General features: G+C 66.9%; 16 protein-coding genes. 5 read left to right on the top strand and 11 right to left on the bottom strand.

Annotated features, from left to right (window positions below; genetic code table 11):
• Positions 1-88: 88 nt before the first annotated feature.
• From MJ122_RS08560 to MJ122_RS08540, 5 genes are all read right to left on the bottom strand, one after another.
• Positions 89-994: a LysR family transcriptional regulator gene (locus tag MJ122_RS08560; RefSeq protein ID WP_239743742.1), complete on the bottom strand. Its 906-nt coding sequence runs from the start codon at positions 992-994 to the stop codon at positions 89-91.
• Positions 995-1,263: 269 nt separating this feature from the next.
• Positions 1,264-2,046 (bottom strand): SDR family oxidoreductase, encoded by a 783-nt coding sequence (locus MJ122_RS08555; protein WP_239743740.1) that lies wholly within the window; start codon positions 2,044-2,046, stop codon positions 1,264-1,266.
• Positions 2,047-2,212: 166 nt separating this feature from the next.
• Positions 2,213-3,229 (bottom strand): zinc-binding dehydrogenase, encoded by a 1,017-nt coding sequence (locus tag MJ122_RS08550; RefSeq protein ID WP_088421555.1) that lies wholly within the window; start codon positions 3,227-3,229, stop codon positions 2,213-2,215.
• Between the two features lie 57 nt (positions 3,230-3,286).
• Positions 3,287-4,090, bottom strand: coding sequence for a 2,5-didehydrogluconate reductase DkgB (gene dkgB, locus MJ122_RS08545; protein WP_239743737.1), 804 nt, complete (start codon positions 4,088-4,090; stop codon positions 3,287-3,289).
• 19 nt (positions 4,091-4,109) lie between these two features.
• Entirely contained in the window at positions 4,110-5,309 is a 1,200-nt protein-coding gene (locus tag MJ122_RS08540; protein WP_088421557.1) for an MFS transporter, read from the bottom strand.
• A gap of 153 nt (positions 5,310-5,462) precedes the next feature.
• On the opposite strand from MJ122_RS08540, the gene MJ122_RS08535 reads away from it, so the two are divergent.
• A complete protein-coding gene (locus MJ122_RS08535) occupies positions 5,463-5,819 on the top strand; it encodes a GFA family protein (RefSeq protein WP_239743735.1) in 357 nt (118 codons plus the stop codon).
• Positions 5,820-5,916: 97 nt separating this feature from the next.
• Here the strand turns inward: MJ122_RS08535 and MJ122_RS08530 are convergent, their stop codons facing one another.
• The 3 genes from MJ122_RS08530 to MJ122_RS08520 all read right to left on the bottom strand — a co-directional run bounded on the left by MJ122_RS08530 (position 5,917) and on the right by MJ122_RS08520 (position 10,180).
• Positions 5,917-6,249 (bottom strand): DUF1508 domain-containing protein, encoded by a 333-nt coding sequence (locus tag MJ122_RS08530; protein ID WP_088421559.1) that lies wholly within the window; start codon positions 6,247-6,249, stop codon positions 5,917-5,919.
• Between the two features lie 147 nt (positions 6,250-6,396).
• Positions 6,397-7,662 carry a carbohydrate porin gene (locus MJ122_RS08525; protein WP_239743733.1) on the bottom strand — a complete coding sequence of 422 codons (1,266 nt, stop codon included), beginning with the start codon at positions 7,660-7,662 and terminating at the stop codon, positions 6,397-6,399.
• Positions 7,663-7,753: 91 nt separating this feature from the next.
• Positions 7,754-10,180, bottom strand: coding sequence for a glucose/quinate/shikimate family membrane-bound PQQ-dependent dehydrogenase (locus MJ122_RS08520; protein WP_239743729.1), 2,427 nt, complete (start codon positions 10,178-10,180; stop codon positions 7,754-7,756).
• A 338-nt stretch (positions 10,181-10,518) separates the two neighbouring features.
• Here MJ122_RS08520 and MJ122_RS08515 point away from each other — a divergent pair, with 338 nt between their 5' ends.
• The 4 genes from MJ122_RS08515 (at position 10,519) to MJ122_RS08500 (ending at position 15,358) form a co-directional block, all read left to right on the top strand.
• On the top strand, positions 10,519-12,516 hold the full coding sequence (locus MJ122_RS08515) for a TonB-dependent receptor (RefSeq protein ID WP_239743912.1): 1,998 nt from the start codon (positions 10,519-10,521) through the stop codon (positions 12,514-12,516).
• Positions 12,517-12,665: 149 nt separating this feature from the next.
• Positions 12,666-13,274, top strand: a complete 609-nt coding sequence (locus MJ122_RS08510) for a hypothetical protein (RefSeq protein WP_088421562.1) — start codon at positions 12,666-12,668, stop codon at positions 13,272-13,274.
• A gap of 203 nt (positions 13,275-13,477) precedes the next feature.
• The gene (locus MJ122_RS08505; RefSeq protein ID WP_239743726.1) at positions 13,478-14,863 is read left to right on the top strand and encodes an FAD-dependent oxidoreductase; all 1,386 of its coding nucleotides are present in this window, start codon (positions 13,478-13,480) and stop codon (positions 14,861-14,863) included.
• A gap of 12 nt (positions 14,864-14,875) precedes the next feature.
• Entirely contained in the window at positions 14,876-15,358 is a 483-nt protein-coding gene (locus tag MJ122_RS08500) for a tautomerase family protein (protein WP_239743723.1), read from the top strand.
• Positions 15,359-15,399: 41 nt separating this feature from the next.
• On the opposite strand, the gene MJ122_RS08495 is transcribed toward MJ122_RS08500, so the two are convergent.
• The 3 genes from MJ122_RS08495 to MJ122_RS08485 are packed head-to-tail and all read right to left on the bottom strand — an operon-like array spanning position 15,400 to position 19,569.
• Positions 15,400-16,935, bottom strand: a complete 1,536-nt coding sequence (locus tag MJ122_RS08495) for an MDR family MFS transporter (RefSeq protein WP_239743721.1) — start codon at positions 16,933-16,935, stop codon at positions 15,400-15,402.
• Entirely contained in the window at positions 16,925-18,085 is a 1,161-nt protein-coding gene (locus MJ122_RS08490; protein WP_239743718.1) for an HlyD family secretion protein, read from the bottom strand. The genes MJ122_RS08495 and MJ122_RS08490 overlap by 11 nt, the downstream gene beginning before the upstream one ends.
• Positions 18,082-19,569, bottom strand: a complete 1,488-nt coding sequence (locus MJ122_RS08485; RefSeq protein WP_239743714.1) for a TolC family protein — start codon at positions 19,567-19,569, stop codon at positions 18,082-18,084. Before MJ122_RS08485 ends, MJ122_RS08490 begins: the two co-directional genes overlap by 4 nt.
• Between the last annotated feature and the right edge of the window lie 8 nt (positions 19,570-19,577).

The following is a 19,577-nucleotide window of genomic DNA, read 5'->3' as shown; positions in this document are numbered from 1 at the left end:
TCACGGGGGGATGACGCCCCTGGCGGTGGAGCGTCGCGAACCCTGTTGAGTGTGGTCGAGGTTTTCTGGCTGTGGGAAATTTCTTGGTTTAACCGGTGGCGTGCAGCGATTGCGCCAGACGCTCCTGGATGAAGTCGAGGAAGCACTGGATGCGCAGCGCCAACTGTGAGTTGCGGTAGTACACCGCGTGGATCGGCTGGCGGCGTTCGCTGGTCATCTCCGGCAGCACGCGCACCAGCCTCCCGGCGCGGATGTCGTCGCAGGTCATGAAGCTCGCGAGGCAGGCGATACCCTGGCCGCCGATGGCCAGCTGGCGCAGGGTCTCGCCGCTGGAGGCTGACAGTGACGGGTTGACCGTGAGGGTGTCGCCACCGGCATGGCGGATCGGCCAGACGTTCAGCGCCTCGGGTTGGGTGAAGCCCAGCATCGAGTGGCCGAGCAGTTCTTCCAGGCTGGTCGGAGTGCCGTGGCGCTCCAGGTACTGGGGGGCGGCGAGCAGGTTCAGGCGGCTGCTGCCCAGCGGCCGGGCGTGCAGGCTGGAGTCCGCGAGGTGGCCGATGCGGATGGCGATGTCGGTGCTCTGTTCCAGCAGGTCGATGTTCAGGTCATTGGTGTTGAGCTGCAGCTCGATGTCCGGATAGCGCTGGCGGAAGACGCCGATATGCGGCACTACGGCGTGCAGCATGAAGGGCGAGGCGGCGTTGATCCGCAAGCGCCCGGCCGGGGATTGCTGGCGCAGGGCCAGGCGCTCCTCCAGGGCATCCATCTGTTCAAGGATGTGGCGGGCGTTCTCCAGGAAGAATTCGCCTTCCTCGGTCAGCTTCATGCGCCGCGTGGTGCGGTTGAGCAGCGTAGTGCCGAGCTTTTCCTCCAGCTTGGACAGCGCCCGGCTGACGGCCGAGGGCGTCAGCCCCAACTGCTCGGCGGCGGCGGTGATGGAGCCGCAGTCGATCACCGTGGCGAAGGTCTTGAGTTCGTCGGAGTGGGCTTTCATCGGCAGGCCTGTTCGGGAGCGGCGGGTTGGATTGTAGAGAGTTGCCGAGCTCGGAGGGTTGCTTTTGTAGGAGCGAGCTTGCTCGCAAACCGCGTCTTGGCGGGGGTGTTCGCGAGCAAGCTCGCTCCTACAGGCTGACTTCGGTGCTTCGGTGCTTCGGTGCTTCGGTGCTTCGGTGCTTCGGTCGCCGTAGGAGCGGACTCTGTCCGCGATCGACTCATCGCCACTCCGTTCAATCACGGAGCACGGCCTGTCCATCGCGGATAGGATCAGAAAGTTCCCGGATAAGCCCCGCCATCGAGCAGCAGGTTCTGCCCGGTCAGGTAGCCGGCGTGGGCGCTGCACAGGAAGGCGCAGAAGGCGCCGAATTCCTCGGCGCTGCCGAAGCGTCCGGCGGGGATGGCGCGCTTGTCGGCTTCGATCAGTTCGCTTTCGTCGCGGCCGCTGAGCTGGGCGGCGCGCTGGATGCCGCTGCGCAGGCGGTCGGTATCGAAGGAGCCGGGCAGCAGGCCGTTGATGGTCACGTTGTGGCCAGCCACTCGCGGCTGGCGGGCGAGGCCGGCGACGAAGCCGGTCAGGCCGCTGCGTGCGCCATTGGACAGGCCGAGCACGTCGATCGGCGCCTTCACCGCACCGGAGGTGATGTTGACGATGCGTCCGAAACCGCGCTCGGCCATGCCGTCGATGGTGGCCTTGATCAGCTCGATGGGCGTGAGCATGTTCAGCTCCAGGGCGCGCAGCCAGTCTTCGCGTTCCCAGTCACGGAAATCGCCGGGCGGCGGGCCGCCGGCGTTGTTGACCAGGATGTCCACCTGCGGGCAGGCGGCGATCAGCGCGGCACGCACCTCCGGCTGGCTGATGTCGCCAGCCACTTCGCGCACTTCCACGCCCAGCTGGCGCAGCTGCGCGGCGGTAGCGGCGAGGGTGCTGGCGTCACGGGCGTTGATCGCCAGGTTCACCCCCTCGCGGGCCAGCGCCAGCGCGCAGCCCTTGCCCAGGCCCTTGCTGGCGGCGCAGACCACGGCCCAACGGCCCTTGATACCCAGATCCATGTTGTTCTCCTGTTCGCTGTGTGTCGCCGGCGTGTCCGGCGCGTGTCGGAGCGGACTTTGTCCGCGATGGGCTGGCCGTGCTCCAGGGTCGGCCGGAGCGATGGCAAGACGATCGCGGACAGAGCCCGCTCCTGCGCATGATCCCAACCCCGCGCGAAGGGCCGGTTCAGGCAGCCACTGCCGGCGCGGGGAACAGACTGATCCATTTACCGTTACCTTCGCCGGACTTCAAGCGGCGCAGCGCTTCGGGCAGTTCGGTGAAGTCGAAGAACTGCCTGGCCGGCGCCTGCAACTGGCCGTCCGCGACGCCCTGCAACAGGTGCGCAGCAGCGGCGTGCAGCACTTGCCAGTCGAGCGTGTCGCCGTGGGCGTGAATGCTGTTGAGCGCCACTTCATGCAACGAGATGGCAGTGCTGAATGCGGGCAGCGGGGCGCTTTCCAGGCGGTCCTGGATGCACACCAGGTGGCCGTTATAGCCCAGCAGCGGGGCGAGGCTGGCGGCATGGTTGCCGCTTACGGTGTCGAAAATTCCGTGCAGGCGGCGCGGGCCGAGGACTTCGAGCAGTTGCCGGGTCCACTGGCCATCGCGGTAGTCGAAGACCCCGGCGACGCCCAACTGCAGCAGGTGCTCGCGGTGTTTTGCCGAGGCTGTCACCCACACGCGCAGGCCGCGTTGCAGGGCGAGCTGCGCCAGCAGGTAGCCGACCGCACCGCCAGCGCCGGTCACCAGTACGTCGCGGTTGGTGCAGGCGGGCAGTTTTTCCAGCGCCTGCCAGGCGGTGAGGCCGGGGCAGGGCAGGCTGGCAGCGGTGGCGTCATCCAGCGAATCCGGCACCGGGTAGACGGCGCGGGCGCGCAGCACGGTGTATTCGGCGAAACTGCCGCCGCGCGCCAGGGCCTGGTGATAGGCGACGCGCGCACCGACGCGCAGGTTCACGTCGCTGCCCACCGCGATGACGATGCCGACGCCATCCACGCCGGGCACCTGGCCCTGCTGCCAGTCGTCGCGGCCCCAGTCGATCATCTTCCAGTCCACCGGGTTCAGCGCGATGGCGGTATTGGCCAGCAGAACTTCGTCCTGACCGGGTGCGGGCACCGGCAGGCGCGACAGGCTCAGGCCATCGAGGCCGGCACCGGGCGTCCAGGTCCAGGCAGCGTGGTCGTTTTCATGGGTATCGCTCATGAGAACTCCTGGGAAGCAATAAAGCCGCCCCGAAGGGCGGATGTGAAAAGCAAGGGGTCAATCCCAGGCCGGAGCCAGGCTTTCCGGGCTGGTGATGCGCTCGTTGCGCTCCAGCGCGGCGATGGCGGCCATGTCGGCGTCGGTCAGGCGCAGGTCGACGGCACGCAGGTTGCCTTCGAGGTTCTCGCGCTTGGTGGAGGATGGGATCACCGAATAACCCAGTTGCATGGCCCAGGCCAGGGTGACCTGCGCGGGTGTGACGCCGTGGCGCTTGGCGATCTGGATGATCACCTCGTCGCCGAGCACCTTGCCGTAGCCCAGGGTCATGTGGGAAGTGATGTGGATGCCCTGGCTCCGGGCGAATTCCACCACCTTGCGGTTCTGCAGATAGGGGTGCAGTTCCACCTGGTTGGTGGCGATCTGGCCGGCGCCTACGGCGGCGATGGCTTCCTGCATCAGCGCGATGGTGAAGTTGGAGACGCCGATCTCAGCGGTCAGCCCCTGGGCCTTGGCTTCGGCCAGGGCACCCATGAACTCGGCGACCGGCACTTGACCCTTGGGCGACGGCCAGTGGATCAGGGTCAGCTCGACGCGGTCGGTGCGCAGCTTGTGCAGGCTGTCCTTGAGGCTCGGGATCAGCTTGTCGGCGGCGTAGTTCTCGGTCCAGATCTTGGTGGTCAGGTACAGCTCGTCGCGCTTGACCCGGCTGCCTGCAATGGCCTCGCCGACGTCGGCTTCGTTGCCGTAGATCTGCGCGGTGTCGATGGCGCGGTAACCCAGGTCCAGCGCGGTGCGGATGGAGTCGATGACGGCCTGGCCCTTGAGGCGGAAAGTGCCGAGGCCGAATGCGGGAACGCTCATGGGAAGTCTCCTTGGTCGATCAGTGAGTGGGAACCGCGCCAGGGGCGGCCGGTTCCATGGAATTGTTGCGGTCCAGACGGCCACTCAGGGCGGTCAGGCCGAAGGCGGCGAGGGTGACGACGGCGGCGATCCAGGGCGTATGGCCCAGGCCCAGGTGGCTGACGACAAGACCGCCCGCCCAGGAACCGCCGGCCACGCCGAGGTTGAACGCGGCGATGTTGAAGCCGGCAGCCACGTCCACTGCGTCCGGGGCCACGCGCTCGGCCTGCTGTACGACATACACCTGCAGACCGGGCACATTGCCGAAGGCGACTGCGCCCCAGGCCAGCACCGTCAGCACCACTAGCCACGGGTTGCCTGCGGTGAAGGTCAGCACCAGCAGGACGGACGCCAACAGGCCGAAGATGATCTTCAGGGCGCTGACCGGGCCGCGCTTGTCGGCCAGGCGGCCACCCCAGATATTGCCGATGGCTACCGAGACACCGTAGGCGAGGAGCACGGCGCCGACCATGTTCGGGCTGAAACCGGCCAGGTCCTGGAGAATCGGCGCGAGGAAGGTGAAGGCGATCAGCGAGCCGCCGTAGCCCACGGCAGTCATCGCGTAGACCAGCAGCAGGCGCGGTTGCAGCAGCACGCGGGCCTGGCGCAGCAGAGGCGCGGGCGGGGTGTGCTGGATGGTCTTCGGCACGAACAGCAGGCTGCCGAGCAGGGCGACCACGCCGAAGGCGGCGACCACCAGGAAGGTCACGCGCCAGCCCAGGTGCTGGCCGATGAAGGTGCCCAGCGGGATGCCGGTGACGAACGCGACGGTCATGCCGCTGAACATGGTGGCAATCGCACTGGCCGCCTTGTCCTTGCTCACCAGGTTGGTGGCGATGATCGAGCCGACCGAGAAGAACACGCCGTGGGCCAGGCCGGTGAGGATCCGCGCGACGATCAGCGATTCGTAGCTGGGCGCCTGCCAGGCCACCAGGTTGCCGGCGGTGAACAGCGCCATCAGGCCGACCAGCAAGGCCTTGCGCGGGATACGCCCGGTCATGGCGGTGAGCAGCGGCGCGCCGATGGCGACGCTCAGGGCGTAGAGGCTGACCAGCAGGCCGGCGGAGGGCAGGGTGACGCCCAGGTCGGTGGCAATGGTCGGGATCAGGCCGACGATGACGAACTCCGTCGTGCCGATGGCGAAGGCGCTGAGGGTCAGCGCCAGGAGGGCGAGGGGCATGGCTGGGACTCCGGACCAATGGGTATGCGATGGAAGGCATTGTCCGCAAGTCGGCCTTTGATAAAAATGCGCGTAACGGCAAAGGATACTTGATATGTAATCACGAATAGGCTTGCTGTCTATGCTGGGGACATCCCTGAAGAGGAGCCTGCCATGCACTACACCGGCACCTGCCACTGCGGCGCAGTGGCTTTCACCTTCGATGCGGAACTCGATGAACTGGTGCGCTGCGACTGCTCGCTGTGCGGCAAGCGCAACGCCCTGATGGCCACCGTACCGAAGGACAACTTCCGCTTGACCCGCGGCGAGCAGGCCTTGCGCCTGTATCGCTGGAACAGTGGCGTCGCGCTGCATTATTTCTGCGGGACGTGCGGCATCTACGTCTATCACCAGCGCCGCAGCAACCCGGCGCTGCTCAGCGTGAATGCCTGTTGCATCGACGGATTCGACCCCGCTTCCCTGCCGACGCGGCAGGTCGACGGCAAGAGCATGACCACCGTGGACGGCTGAAACCGGCTGATCTGCAGCAGCGGGCCATGTCCGCTGTTACAGGGGGGGCGGCCAGAAAAAAGCCCCGCATTGCGCGGGGCTTTTCGTTACTCGTCACTCAAGCGTGTTTGCGCAGCTCGGTGCTGAGGCCGGCCTGGGCGATCGTTGCGATCGCCTGTTCGCGTGCGGCCTCGGAGTCGTACAGCTTGCTGGTCAGCAGTTCTGCACCGGTGTTATCGCGGATCACGAAGAAATTCTTGCCGCCGGGGGACATCTGGCGCTTGTAGCGCTCGACGGCCGCACAGGAGCTGCGGAGGCTGTTGATGGCCTGCTCGGCTGCCTCCTGTGTCGGGTAGGCCAGAGTTTCCAGCAGAGTGCCGTGGGCCGTGTTCTTGAGCAGAACGCGACGGTTGCCGCTGCTGAGTTCCTTGATTTCATACCAACCGGGCATGTGTAGCTCCATATAACCGGTGTCAACGTCCCACGGGTGTTCCCGCAGGGTGACAGGCCAGTTTAGGAGTACGGACGTTCTATTTGTATGGGAAAAGTCCTATTAATCATGGGGTTACTGTATCAATTTGTCTCAGGAACGCTTGTCTCAGAACGTCGCCTTCACTTGCAGGCCGAGCAGCAGTGCGTTGTCGACCTCCTGGCCGGAAAAGGCGCCCGGCTCGATGACGTACTGCAGGTCAGGGCGCAGGGTCAGCCAGGGCGTGGCCTGGTAGCCGTAGCTCAGTTCGATCAGTTGCTCGCCGCTGTCCAGGTTCGGGAAGTCCTGCCCATTGGCGAGGGCGTTGTCCTCCTGCACTTCGCGGCTGCGCGGGCTGGGCACGGCGCGGCCGTAACCCAGCGCGAGGCTGTCCCTGGGGCGGCCGTCGAAGGGTTTGTAGAGCACGACGCCGGCGCCATACCACTGGGTGAAAGGCGAGGCAGCGCTGCTCGCGGCCGAGGCCTGGCCGAAGACGTGGAGGCTGCGCCCCTTGGAGGCCGGGTCGTTCCACACGGCCTGATCCACCAGCAGGTAATGGCCGCTGCGGCCGGAGACCTCCTTGTCGCTGCCGATGCGCTGCACGTTGGAACTGTCGTAGTACCAGCCCAGCTTGTACTCGCCGGGCAGCTCGCCCTGTGGCTTGTAGATCAGCTCGATGGGCACCACGGTGCCGGTGGTGTGCTTGGGCGTGAGGTGCCAGGCGCGACTGGAGTTGCCGTTGCTCTCCGGATCGACGTTGAAGGCGGCGATGCGCAGTTGCCAGTCCGGCGCGAAGCTGTACTTCACCCGCGCGCCCAGGTGCGCGTTGGGGTAGTTGGTCCAGCCGCTGCCGCCGGACATGTTCAGCGGATGCCCGCAGAAGCCGGCGTTCATGAAGTGGCAGAGGATGCCGCTGTCCAGCCCGCCGACGTCGTTGCCCATGGCCATGTAGCCGAGCTTGAGGTTCAGCGTCCGGCCCAGGTCGCGTTCGTAGCTCAGCTCGGTCAGGCGGGTGTAGAGGCCGCCGTAGTTTTCCTGGACCGGCAGGCGGTTGCCCACCAGGTCTTCCGAAGCGCTGTTGCCGCGCCGGTCATTGATCGTCAGCTGGACCTTGCCGCCGTTGTCCAGGCCATAGAGTTTCGACAGGTCGAACTGCACGCCCAGCTTGATATTCTGCGAGTAGCGCGCCGAGCGGCGCAGGCCACCGTGGGCGTTGTAGGCGGTCTCGCCGCTGTAGTCGCCGGTGAACTTGACGCCGTCTTCTTCCAGCTGGTGGCGCAGGCCGCCCCAGTCACCGGTCAGGGTGGGTCTTTCGAGCAGGCCTTCTTCGGCCAGCGCAGGCAGCGAGGCGACGCACAGCAGCAGGCCGGGCGAGAGGCGAAGGGTAGTGCGCATGGGATTTCCTGGACTTGAAGCGAATAAAAAAGGCGCGGTGGTAGGCCGCGCCGGAAGGAGGCGCCCGCCAGCGGCGGGCGCGACAGGAGACTTACTGGGTGTCGGGCAGCGAGTAGGCCATCACGTAGTCGCCGCGGTCGGTGGACTGGCGTGCACCGCCGGCGGTGATGACGATGAACTGCTTGCCAGTCTTCGGTGAGACGTAGGTCATCGGGCCGCCCTGGCTGCCCACGGGCAGGCGGGACTTCCAGATTTCCTGGCCATTGCTGCTGTCGTAGGCGCGCAGGTAGAAGTCCTGGGTGCCGGCGATGAACACCAGGCCGCCCTGGGTGGACAGCGTGCCGCCGAGGGTCGGCAGGCCGATGGGGATCGGCAGGTGCATGCGGATGCCCAGGGGGCCGGTGTCTTCCACGGTGCCCACCGGAACCTGCCAGGCCACCTGGCGGGTCTTCAGGTCGATGGCGGTGAGGGTGCCGAACGGCGGTGCCTGGCACGGGATGCCGGCCACCGAGAGGAAGCGGTTCTTGTTCACCGCGTAGGGCGTGCCCTTGAGCGGCACGGCGCCCATGCCGGTGTTCAGCGCCTCACCACCGCCGGCTGCCGCGCCCTTGTTGGCCGAGGGGATCATCTGGATCCACAGGCCCAGGCGCATGTCGTTGACGAAGATGAAGCCGTGCACCGGGTCGGTGGAGAGACTGCCCCAGTTCATGCCGCCCAGGGAACCGGGGAAGCTCAGCGACAGGTCGGTGCCCGGCGCGGTGTACAGGCCGTCATAGCGCATCTTCCTGAAGTCGATCCGGCACAGCAGCTGGTCATAGGGCGTGGCGCCCCACATGTCCGATTCGGCGAGGGTCTGTGCGCCGATCTGCGGCATGCCGACCGAGCGCGGCTGGGTCGGTGAGTACGGCTCGTTCGGGATATTGCCCGGCTTGACCGGCACGTCCTTCACCTCGGTGAGCGGCTTGCCGGTGGCGCGGTCGAGCACGTAGATCTGCCCGGCCTTGGTGCCGATCACCACGGCGGGCACGCTCTTGCCATCGGCCACGGGGAAGTCCACCAGGCTCGGCTGCATGGGCAGGTCGAAGTCCCAGAGGTCGTTGTGCACGGTCTGGTAGACCCACTTTTCGGCGCCGGTGGTGGCGTCCAAGGCGAGGATCGAGGCGCCGTAGGTGTGGTCGAGTTTCGTGCGCTCCACGCCATAGATGTCGGTGGAGGAACTGCCCATGGGCAGGAAGACCGTGTTCATCGCCGGGTCGTAGGACATCGGCGCCCAGCTGTTGGGGGTGCTGCGCACGTAGGTCTTGCCGTCCGCCGGGGCCTGCCTGTCTTCCGGGTTGCCCGGATCGAAGGCCCAGCGCATGGCACCGGTGATGACGTCGAAGCCCCGGATCACGCCGCCGGGCATGTCGGTCTGGACGTTGTCCGCGACGCGGCCGCCGACCACCACGGTGGTGCCGGCCATCAGGGGGGCGGAGGAGAGCTGGTAGTAGGAATCGGGCACGTCACCCAGACCGGCCTTCAGGTCGACCTGGCCGTTGTTGCCGAAGCCCTGGCAGAACTCGCCGGTATCGGCATCTACTGCGATCAGGCGCGCGTCGATGGTGTTGGTCAGCAGGCGACGCTGGCAGTTGGCGCCTGCTGGCACGCTGGCGGCGATGATCGGCGAGCTGTTGGGCTGGGTCGGCTGAGCGATCTGCCGGGTGGCATCGAAGTAGGCCATGCCGCGGCAACGCTGCCAGACCTTCGACCGGGCGTTGATCTCGTTCTTCCAGAGTTCCTTGCCGGTGTCCGCGTCGAGAGCGATCAGGTTGTTGTGCGGGGTGCAGATGAACACCTTGTCGCCGACCTGCAACGGTGTCAGCTGGTCTTCCGCACCGTTGCCGTCGCTGAGGGCCACGTCGCCGGTGTGATAGGTCCAGGCGACCTTCAGCTGGTCGACGTTGCTGCGGTTGATCTGGTCCAGCGCGGCGAAGCGGCTGCCGCCTTCGGTGTTGCCGTAGTGAGCCCAGTCCTGCTGTGCATGGGCCGGGTCCACCGGCGTCAGGCCCGGGCCCTTGCCGGTCGGTGCGACACTGGGGTGGGCAACGAACATGTTGCCGGCGGCGATCGCCACCAGCACCGCCAGCACGCCAGCGATACCGTAGGCACCGCGGCCTGCGGAACGGCCTGCGGAACGGGCCAGCAGCGGGTAGACCAGAGCGACCACCACGCCGATGGCGCTGAACATGAACAGCCGCGAGAACAGCGGCCAGAACACCAGGCCGCTGTCAGCCACGGCCCAGGCCGCGGTGGCGACCAGGAAGGCGGCGAACAGCCAGGCGCCGGCCGGCTTGCGCAGCCCGATCAGCAGGCCGGAAACGGCCATGGCCAGGCCGCCGATGAGGAAGTACCAGGAGCCGCCCAGGCTGACCAGGCGGATGCCGCCGGCAGCCAGGGCGAGGCCGAGGAGGGCGATGATCACGCCCAGGCCGATGAGGATGAAAGTGCTCGCGCCGAAGGCACGCTGTACCGGTTTCATACAGAAGGTTCTCGCTGTGGAATTCGTCGATTATACGCTTAGCAAGCTAATTAACTAGATAGTACAATCGTCGAAGATGAAATTCCGGACAGATGAAATAACCTCCGGTCCGCGCTCTTGTCCCCAAGAACCCGATCCACAAACCCTGTGCAGCGGCTGCCGAGACTGGCAGCATCGCCGTTCGGTCCTACAGAAGAATCCTAGTCGCCGTGCCTGCTTCCCGCTCTGTCGTACCCGTCCCCCTCAAATGCCTGCCGCTGCTGATCTGCGGCGTCGCCCACGGCCAACCGGCCCGCGCAGAAACAGCGGAAACCAACAGCGACGCGCTGCTCGCACCCATGGTGGTGACCGGCGCCTATGCGCCGGTTTCGAGTTTCGACCTGCCGTTCTCCATCGACACCGTGCAGCAACCGCAGCTCAGTGATGGCCAGCTCGGGGTCAATGCTTCCGAAGTGCTGCAGCGCGTGCCCGGCCTGGTGGTGCAGAACCGCCAGAACTACGCCCAGGACCTGCAGATTTCCTCGCGCGGCTACGGCGCCCGCTCGGCCTTCGGCATTCGCGGGCTGAAGCTGCTCAGCGACGGCATCCCCGCCAGCACGCCGGATGGCCAGGGCCAGGCGGCGACGCTGAACCTCGACGTCGCCGATCGCATCGAAGTGCTGCGCGGCCCGGCCTCGACGCTCTACGGCAGCAACAGCGGCGGGGTGATCCAGATGTTCTCCCGCGACGGCTACGGCCCGCCGAAAGTCGGTGCGGAAACCACCTTCGGCAGCGACGGCTTCAACAAGAACCACCTTTACGCCGAGGGCGGCACCGACCAGGCCGGTTTCCTCCTCGACGCCTCGCGCATGGACACCGACGGCTACCGCGACCACAGCGCTGCGCGCCGCGACCAGACCTTCGCCAAGCTCAACTTCAAGCCCGACGAAGCCAGCCGCCTGGCGCTGATCTACAGCAGCCTGGAGCAGAACGGCACCCAGGACCCGCTGGGCCAGACCTGGAAGGCGTACAAGCACGATCCACGTTCCGTGGCGCCGGCGGCAGAGCTGTACAACACGCGCAAAAGCATCGACCACCAGCAACTGGGCATGAACTACGAGCGCTATTTCGGCGAGGCGACCCTGCAGTTCAACCTCTATGCCGGCCAGCGCAGCGTGGTGCAGTACCTGTCGATCCCCAGGACGGTGGCCTCCAACTCCCAGCGCGGCGGTGGCGTGGTGGACTTCGACCGCGAATTCCACGGTGGCACCCTGCGCTGGATCCAGCCCGTGCACGGGGTGCCGGGTGAGCTGACCGTCACCGCCGGGGTGGACTACGACCGCAGCGAGGACGACCGCAAGGGCTTCCAGAACTTCAGCGGCGACCAGCTGGGCGTGAAGGGCGAGATGCGGCGCGACGAGAATGACATCGCCACCAGCCTCGACCCTTACGTGCAGGCGCGCTGGGAGCTGGGCAACTGGACGGTCGACGCCGGCCTGCGGCACAGCAGCATGAAGATGGAAGTGGACGACCACTACCTGAGCAACGGTGACTCCAGCGGCTCGAAGAAATACCAGCAGAACACCCCCTCGCTCTCGGTGATGTACGCCTTCACCCCCGAGCTGCACGGCTACGTCAGCGCCGGCAAGGGCTTCGAGACCCCGACCCAGGCCGAGATGGCCTACGCGCCGGGCCTGGCCGAAAGCTTCAACTTCGGCCTCGACCCGGCCACCAGCACCCAGTACGAGATCGGCCTGAAGGCCAAGGTCGCCGGCAATACGCGGGTCAACGCGGCGATCTTCGAAATCCGCACCGACGACGAGATCGTCGTCGCCAGTTCCAGCGGCGGCCGCACCAGCTACCAGAACGCCGGCAAGACCCTGCGCCGGGGCTTCGAACTGGGCATGCAGAGCGACCTGTCCGAACACTGGCAGGCGAACCTGGCCTACACCCGGCTGGACGCCACCTACGACGAGGACTTCGTCGAGAGTGGCAGCACCATCGAGAAGGGCAACCACCTGCCCGGCGTGCCCGGCAGCAGCCTGTTCGGCGAGCTGGTATGGAAGCCGCAGGACGGCGTCAGCATGGGTTTCGAGGGCCAATACCGCAGCAAGGTCTATGTCGAGGACAGCAACGAGGACAAACCGGCGCCCAGCTACGCGGTGTTCAACTGGCGCACCCGCTTCGAGCAGCATGTCGGGCCCTGGACCTTCCACCAGTTGCTGCGCCTGGACAACCTGCTGGACCGCCAGTACGTCGGCTCGGTGATAGTGGGCGACAGCAATGGGCGCTACTACGAGGCGGCGCCGGGGCGTTCGTGGTATGCGGGGGCGGGTCTGGAATACCGGTTCGATTGAGTGGGCGTCGGCCCTGCCGACGGATCACGGGCTCGGCCCGTTCCTACAATGTTCCGATTGTCGTCTGTGGGGCGCCATAACGCCGCCGAATCCTCTATCCTCGCGTCCTTTGCATTTCGTGAGACGGGTTTGTGATGGGCAGATGGGCAATGGGCGCACTGTTGATGTGCGTGGCGGGCATGGCCTCGGCGGCTGATCCGCTGTTCGGCAAGTACAACTACGGCGCGGCGCAGAAAGGCTTCGGCAAGCAGCAGGGCTTCGTCGAATGCCTGCAGCCCATGGGCGTCACCGCGCGCTGCAAGGATGGCGTGGACTACGCGGGCACGCGTTTTCGCCTGGCGCTGACCTTCGACAAGCAGAAGCTGGTCGAGGCGGTGCTGTACAGCGAATACAACGATGCCGCGTACCGACGCGTACTGCAGGAAGTGGCCAAGCGCTTCATGCTGGTGGCCATCGCCGACGACAAGAACGTGGTCGACGTGCTGGCGCACACCCTGAACCCGAACCGCACCGAGGCCGATGCCAAGGCCATCGGCGACTTCGAGACCCACGCGCTGCGCAGCGGGATGATCAGCTACCGCCTCTACGAACAGCTCGACAAATACATCAAGCCGGGCCTCGACGCGCGCCAGGTGCTGGCCACGGTGCCGGCGAGCATTCGCGTGGCCGAGGTCACGGTCAAGCACGGCAAGTCGGAGAACTGGCTGATCGTGAAGTTCGCCAAGCCCGGCCTCGCCCCCAAAAAGACCCGCAACTGAGCGTAGGAGCGGACTCCGTCCGCGATGACTCACCGCCACTCCCATTGAACAGGCGCTGGGCGTAACCATCGCGGACGGAGTCGGCTCCTACGGCTTCATATCTTCGTATGAGGCCTTCCCCCGGATTGCATGGAATGGACGATTGTTCGCCGCTGGCCTGACGCAGGACAGTGGCGCACTACCGTTCGATCTGGAATCCGCACATGAAACGTTCCCTGTGGCTGGAGGAAATCGCCTCCGAGCTGACTCCGCTGCCTGCACTGGAAGGCCCGCTCGACGTCGACGTGGCCATCGTCGGCGGCGGCTTCGTCGGCCTCTGGACCGCGTTGCGCCTGCTGGAGCTCAAGCCTGACTGCCGTATCGCCATCATCGAGCGCGACATCTGCGGTGGCGGGGCCTCGGGGCGCAACGGCGGCTTCGTCATGTCCTGGTGGCCGAAGATCAGCTCGCTGGCCGCGCAGTGCGGCAAGGACGAGGCGCTGCGCCTGGCTCGCGCATCGGCGGCGGCCATCGGTGAGATCGAGCAATTCTGCACGGCCCACGGCATCGACGCGCACTTCCGTCGCGCCGGCTGGTTGTGGACTGCCACCACCGAAGCACAGCGCGGCGCCTGGAAAGGCGTGCAGCAGACCTGCGAGCGCCTTGGCGAGCCGGTGTTCCAGTCGCTCTCCAACCACGAAGTGGCGAGCCGCGCCGGCTCCGCGAAGCACCTCGAAGGCGTGCTCGAAGCCAGCAATGCCACCGTGCAGCCGGCCCGCCTGGTGCGCGGTCTGCGCCGGGTGGCGCTGGAGAAGGGCGTGCACATCTTCGAAAACACCCCGATGCTCAGCCTGGATCGCGGCCAGCCGGCGGTGATCCGCACCCCCGGCGGAGAACTGCGAGCGCCGAAGGTGGTGATGGCGACCAACGCCTGGGCGGCAGCAATTCCCGAGCTGCGCCGCACCATCCTGCCGGTGACCAGCACCGTGGTCGCCACCGCGCCGATCCCCGAGCGCCTGGATCAGATCGGCTGGACCGGCGGCGAAGCCATCACCGACTCGCAGTTGATGGTCGACTACTACCGCACCACCCGGGATGGCCGCATTGCCTTTGGCAAGGGCACCGGGATGATCAGCTACGCCAGCCGCATCGACGAGAGCTACGACCACAACCCGCAGCTCAGCGAAGACACCGAGCAGGACCTGCGCCGTACCTACCCGCAACTGAGCGATGTACCGGTGACCCACAGCTGGTCCGGCCCCATCGACCGCACCTACGACAGCCTGCCGGTGTTCGGCCATCTGGATGGCGCACCGCACATCGTCTACGGCATCGGCTGGAGCGGCAACGGTGTCGGCCCGAGCCGCCTGGGCGGGCGCATTCTCGCCAGCCTGGCGCTGGGCATCGATGACGAATGGAGCCGCTGCGGCCTGGTTGGCCGCCAGCCCAAGCGCTTCCCGCTCGAGCCGGTGCGCTACCTCGGTGGCCTGATGGTGCGCGGCGCGGTGCAGCGCAAGGAGCAGGCCGAGGCGCAGAACCGCAAGGGCGGCTGGCTGGACCGTACCCTGGCCGGCTTCGCACCGGCCGGACTCGAAGACAAGGACCTCTAGGAGAAAAGCCCCATGCCCCAACCGATTCTGCTCACCGGCACCGCCGGACTCGAACTGCCGGCGTCGCAGCCGGTGAAGGAACCCCTGGGTACTCCGGTATCCAGCACCGCGACCCACGCCGAGGAAGGCGAGGGCGGCCTGCTCACCGGTGTCTGGGAGTGCACGCCCGGCCGTTGGCGCCGCCAGGTGCTGTCGCGGGAGTTCAGCCATTTCATCAGCGGTCCATTTCTGCTATCCAGGGCGACCCACCTGATCACGGAGACCGCCATGCCCCATGTCATCGTCAAGATGCTCGAAGGAAGAACCCAGGCGCAGAAGGAGGCGCTGACCGAAGAAATAGCCAAGGCACTGAAAACGGCCATTGGCTGCCCGGACGAGTCGATTTCGGTGGCCATCGAGGATTTCGCCCCGGCCGACTGGAAAGGCAAGGTTTACGACACCGATATCCTCGGTGCCGGCGAGAACCTCTTCAGGAAGCCCGGCTACGAGCCCTGATACGCATCAGGCGTGCCTGGTGGGCCCAGGCACGCCGGCCCTCAGGCCTGTTTCCCGCCGCGTAGCGCCAGCGCGGCCACCGCGCACGCCAGCAGGGCGATGAAGGCCAGATAGAACGCATCGCCATAGGCCATGAGGAATGCCTCGTGGCGTATGTGCGTGCCCAGGCGGGCGAGGGCTTCGGCCTGTGCCGGCAGCCATTCGTTGAGGGCGAAAGCGCTGCCAGGGTCGCCTTGCAGGCGCTCCTGCAAGGCGGGCGAGAAGAGCGTTACCTGCTCGCCGATGCGTTCTGAGTGGAAGCGTTCGCGCTGGGAGACGATCTGCGTCAGCGCTGCCGTGCCCACCGCGCCACCGAGGTTGCGCAGCATGGAGAACAGCGCCGAGGCCGAGCCGGCTTCCTGCTTGGACAAGCCGGACACCGCCAGCACTGACAGCGCCACCATGATCAAGGGCTGGCCGATGCCACGTACCACCGTCGAGGGAATGATCACGTTGGCCGCGCTGTCGGCGTTCAGGTGCGCGCCGAGGTAGCAACCCAGCGCCATGATGGCGAAACCGCTGGCGACCATCAGCTTGGGGTTCAGCCAGCGCATCAGGCGCGGCATCAGCGGTGCCAGGAGCAACTGCACGAGGCCGTAGGCGATCAGGCTGACGCCGATCTCCCGGGCGTTATAGCCATGCAACTGGGACAGGTAGTTGGGGACCAGGAACACCAGGCCGAAGGTCGCCGCGCCGAATATGAACATCGCCGCACTGGCCACGCCGAAGTTGTAGCCGGCCAGCAGGCGCAGGTTGATGAACGAGCGCCGGCCGAACAGTTGCGTGCAGATGAACAGCAGCAGGGCGACCACGCCGATGGCCAGCATCGCAGTGATGAAGTCGGAGCCGAACCAGTCCTTGCGGCCGCCTTCCTCCAGCACGATCTGGATCGCCCCCAGGCCGATGATCATGCTGGCGATACCCAGCCAGTCACCGTTGCGCAGCTTCTGCAGTTGCATCGATTTCGGCTTGATCGACCAGGCCACGGCGGCGAGCAGCAACACGCCCGGGACCAGCTGCAGGTAGAAGATCCAGCGCCAGCTGTAGGCGTCGGTGAGCCAGCCGCCGATGGACGGACCGGCGGCCTGGGCGACGCTGTTGGACAGGCTGAACAACGCCATGCCCATGGCCACCCGCGAGGGCGGCAGCTCGGTGATGATCAGCTGGAAAGACAGCGGGATCAGCACTGCGCCAGCTGCGCCCTGGATCACGCGAACGGCGATCAGCGTGGCAAGGTTGGGCGAGAACGAGCAGGCCACCGAGGCTGCGAGGAAGATCGCCGAACCGACCAGCATCACCCGACGCAGGGAGAACACCTCCACCAGCCAGGCGGTCAGCGGAATCATCACGATCTCGGCGACCAGGTAGGCCGTGGAGATCCACGAGCCTTCCTCGAAGCTGGCGCTCAGCGAGCCCTGGATTTCCGGCAGGGCGGCACTGGTGACGTGGACGTTCATGCCCGCCATGAAGCAGCCGAACAGCCCGCCGATCACCGCCACCCAGGCCTTGAGCGAGGTCTTCTCGCTGTCACTGGCCATCGGGCTGCGCCTCCGCGCTGTCGCGGGTGTCCACTTCGGCGATCACCGACATGCCGGGCAGGATTGGCAACTGCCGGCGGGCGTCGGGATCCAGGGTGATCTTCACCGGGAAGCGCTGGACGATCTTGGTGAAGTTGCCGGTGGCGTTGTCCGGCGGCAGCAGGGCGAAGATCGCCCCGGAACCGGGCGAGAAACTCTCCACGCGGCCGTGCAACACCCTGTCGGGGAAGCTGTCGACGCGCACCTCCACCGGCTGGCCGGGACGCATGCGGCGCAGCTGGGTTTCCTTGTAGTTGGCCACCACGTAGGACTGTTCCACCGGCACCAGGGCCAGCAGCGGCAAGCCGGGCGTGACGTACTGGCGGTGGCGCACGCGGCGCTGGCCGACTACGCCGGCGATGGGCGCGCGGATTAACGTGTCTTCCAGTTCGTTTTCCGCCAGGGCCAGGCTGGCGTCCGCCCCGGCGGCGCGGGCCTGCTGCTGTTGCAACTGGGCGACGGCCTGATCGCGGCTGGCCTGCAGCACGCTCAGGCGGGTGCGTTGCCGGCTGGCCGCGGCTTCGGCACGGTTGAAGGCTGAACGCGCGCGGGCGAAATCGGCGGTGACGCTCTCCAGGCGTTGGTCGCTCGCGGCATGCTGGGCCACCAGGTCGCGGTAGCGCTGGAAGTCCAGTTGCGCGCGCTGGCGTTCGGCACGGGCGCTGTCGATATCGGCGTCGGCCTGCTCGATCAGCGCCTCTTGCTCCTTCAACTGCGCATCCAGCGTCACCAGCGCGGCCTGCTGCGCTTCGATGGCGGCGCGAGCCTCGGCCTGCCGGGCCCGTGCCTGCTGCAAGCGGGCCTGGTAGTCGCGCTCCTGGAGGCGTACCAGCGGGGTGCCGGCGGCCACGCTCTGGTTATCTTCCACCAGCACCTCGGCGACGTAGCCGGAGACCTTCGGACTGATGGTGATCCAGTCGGCGCGCACATAGGCGTCGTCGGTTTCCTCCAGGTAGCGGCCGATGCCGGCCCAGTAAAGGCCATAGCCCAGCACGGCGGCGGCGAGGACGCCGCCCCCCAGCCAGACCAGGCGGCGTTGCCGGCGCTTGCATTCGATCTGTGCCTTCTGTTCGGCGGCGTTGATTTGCGGGTCATCGACGGCAATGTTCATCGTGCGGGTTCCGTAGAAGCGGTTTGGCGCCCGGCCAGTTCGTTGGCAGGCGGAGCCTGCCAACCGCCGCCGAGGGCGTGGAAAAGTTCGATCTGGCGCTCGACCAGTTGCCGGTCGGCCTCGGCCTTGTCCGCCTCGAGGCGGACCATGGCGCGCTCGCTGTCGAGTACGTCGAGGAAGTCCAGGGCGCCGGCCTGGTAGTTCACCCGGGCCAGGCGGTAGGCGTTGCGGCTGTTGTCGAGCGCGCTGGCCAGCGCTTCGCGGTGGCCCGTCTCGCCGCTGTAGCGGGCCAGGCTCTGGCGAACCTCCTTGAGCGCCACCAGCGCCTGTTGCTGGAAACGGGCGAGTCGCCGGCGTTCGTGGGCCTGGGCGCCCTCCAGGCGGGTGCGGGTGACCAGCAGGTTGGGAAAGCTCCAGCGGATCAGCGGGCCGATGGCATAGGTGATCGCTTCATGATCGCCGAGGTCGTGCAGGCGCTCGGCGGAGGAGCTGATCGATGCGCCAAAGGACACGCTGGGATAGAAGTCGGCCTGGCGCATACCCACTTCATGCCCGGCGGCCGCCAGCGCGCGTTCGGCGGCACGGATGTCCGGGCGGCGTTGCAGCAGCGCCCAGCCATCGCCGACTGGCAGCGCCCGGCTCAGCCGAGGCACGTTCTGGCAGTCGCTGACCGCGGCCGGCAGTCGCCCCGGCTCGCTGCCGGTGAGCACGCCGAGTTCTTCCAGCGCGGCCTGGTGTTCGGCCTCGAGGCGCGGCAGCAGGGCGCGGGTTTCGTCCAGCAGGCTGCGGACGCGATCCACCTCCAGATCGGTAACCAGCCCGGCACGGCGCTGGCGGACCGTGAGGTCGAGGCTGCGCTCCACGGTCGAGACCGAATGCCGCTGGATGGCCGACCGCGCGGCGTAGGCGCAGGCATTGGCGTAGGCGCGGGCGGTGCCGGCAGCGACGTTGACCTGCAAATGGTCGTGGGCGGCTCGAGCGGCCTCCGCGTTGGCCTGGGCGGCGAGGATCGACTGGCGCACCTGGCCCCAGAGGTCGAGTTGGTAGTCCAGCGCGAACCCCGGCACCTGGTTCCACTGCGAGCCGGCGCGGCTGCCGGTGGCCTTGGCGAGGGTCTGGTCATCGCTGGTGCGGCCGTAGAAGGTCTGCCAGCTCGCTGTGGTACCGGGCCAGCGTTGTGCTCGCGCCTGGCCGAGCAGGGCCAGCAGTTCATCGACGTGGGCGAGGGAGGCTTGCAGGTCGTGGTTATGTCGCAGGGCCAGGGTTACCAACTGGTCGAGTTGCGGGTCCTGGTACAGGCGCCACCAATCGCTGGGCGGGTCCTGTGCGGTGGTACCGCTGGCGAGCGCCTGCCAGTCGCCGCCAGCAGGCGGATGGGGAGCAGGCACCGGATGTTCGCTGACCGCCGAGCAGCCGCCGATCAGCAGGCCGGCGCAAGCCAGCGCGAGCAGCGAATGTCGCGGGTTGGAGGAGGGTATGAGCATGTTGGGGA

Origin of the sequence: Pseudomonas sp. DP-17, assembly GCF_022380625.1 — a bacterium.
Lineage (GTDB): Bacteria > Pseudomonadota > Gammaproteobacteria > Pseudomonadales > Pseudomonadaceae > Pseudomonas > Pseudomonas nitroreducens_A.
This window is presented reverse-complemented; position numbering and strand designations above follow the sequence as displayed.

Coding starts and splice junctions, on each gene's coding strand:
- MJ122_RS08560 (WP_239743742.1), bottom strand. CDS start 994: ATGAAAGCCCACTCCGACGAACTCAAGACCTTCGCCACGGTGATCGAC.
- MJ122_RS08555 (WP_239743740.1), bottom strand. CDS start 2,046: ATGGATCTGGGTATCAAGGGCCGTTGGGCCGTGGTCTGCGCCGCCAGC.
- MJ122_RS08550 (WP_088421555.1), bottom strand. CDS start 3,229: ATGAGCGATACCCATGAAAACGACCACGCTGCCTGGACCTGGACGCCC.
- dkgB (WP_239743737.1), bottom strand. CDS start 4,090: ATGAGCGTTCCCGCATTCGGCCTCGGCACTTTCCGCCTCAAGGGCCAG.
- MJ122_RS08540 (WP_088421557.1), bottom strand. CDS start 5,309: ATGCCCCTCGCCCTCCTGGCGCTGACCCTCAGCGCCTTCGCCATCGGC.
- MJ122_RS08535 (WP_239743735.1), top strand. CDS start 5,463: ATGCACTACACCGGCACCTGCCACTGCGGCGCAGTGGCTTTCACCTTC.
- MJ122_RS08530 (WP_088421559.1), bottom strand. CDS start 6,249: ATGCCCGGTTGGTATGAAATCAAGGAACTCAGCAGCGGCAACCGTCGC.
- MJ122_RS08525 (WP_239743733.1), bottom strand. CDS start 7,662: ATGCGCACTACCCTTCGCCTCTCGCCCGGCCTGCTGCTGTGCGTCGCC.
- MJ122_RS08520 (WP_239743729.1), bottom strand. CDS start 10,180: ATGAAACCGGTACAGCGTGCCTTCGGCGCGAGCACTTTCATCCTCATC.
- MJ122_RS08515 (WP_239743912.1), top strand. CDS start 10,519: ATGGTGGTGACCGGCGCCTATGCGCCGGTTTCGAGTTTCGACCTGCCG.
- MJ122_RS08510 (WP_088421562.1), top strand. CDS start 12,666: ATGGGCGCACTGTTGATGTGCGTGGCGGGCATGGCCTCGGCGGCTGAT.
- MJ122_RS08505 (WP_239743726.1), top strand. CDS start 13,478: ATGAAACGTTCCCTGTGGCTGGAGGAAATCGCCTCCGAGCTGACTCCG.
- MJ122_RS08500 (WP_239743723.1), top strand. CDS start 14,876: ATGCCCCAACCGATTCTGCTCACCGGCACCGCCGGACTCGAACTGCCG.
- MJ122_RS08495 (WP_239743721.1), bottom strand. CDS start 16,935: ATGGCCAGTGACAGCGAGAAGACCTCGCTCAAGGCCTGGGTGGCGGTG.
- MJ122_RS08490 (WP_239743718.1), bottom strand. CDS start 18,085: ATGAACATTGCCGTCGATGACCCGCAAATCAACGCCGCCGAACAGAAG.
- MJ122_RS08485 (WP_239743714.1), bottom strand. CDS start 19,569: ATGCTCATACCCTCCTCCAACCCGCGACATTCGCTGCTCGCGCTGGCT.